The sequence below is a fragment of the Pseudoalteromonas sp. GW168-MNA-CIBAN-0100 genome (assembly GCF_040309225.1).
Lineage (GTDB): Bacteria > Pseudomonadota > Gammaproteobacteria > Enterobacterales > Alteromonadaceae > Pseudoalteromonas > Pseudoalteromonas arctica.
In genome coordinates, this window is the sequence record NZ_JBEOOL010000877.1 from 1 (window position 1) to 249 (window position 249).

A 249-nucleotide genomic window follows, 5' to 3' on the forward strand; every position below is an offset into this window, starting at 1 on the left:
CTTGTTTTACCTGAGCCAGCGACAGCAAAAACTACTCGTTTATCCATTGGAAAGCTCTTTCTATATAGTCAGGTATTATAATTTGGTCTGCTTTTTTATCTAGTAATTCAAATGCACAGTCAGCTTTATTTTTCAGCATATACTCTTGTACTGACAGTGTTTTTCGATCAGCGAGCCAAAGCTCATCACAAACTTCTCGATTTAAGTCGTAAAGGCAGATCTCAAATGTACTGCTGGTATTAACAGCAT

General features: G+C 36.9%; 1 pseudogene. It reads right to left on the bottom strand.

Features of this window, described 5'->3' with window-relative positions:
* Nucleotides 1–31: 31 nt before the first annotated feature.
* Nucleotides 32–249 (bottom strand): annotated as a pseudogene (locus AAEY62_RS23815) (ATP-dependent endonuclease); the annotation flags it as partial.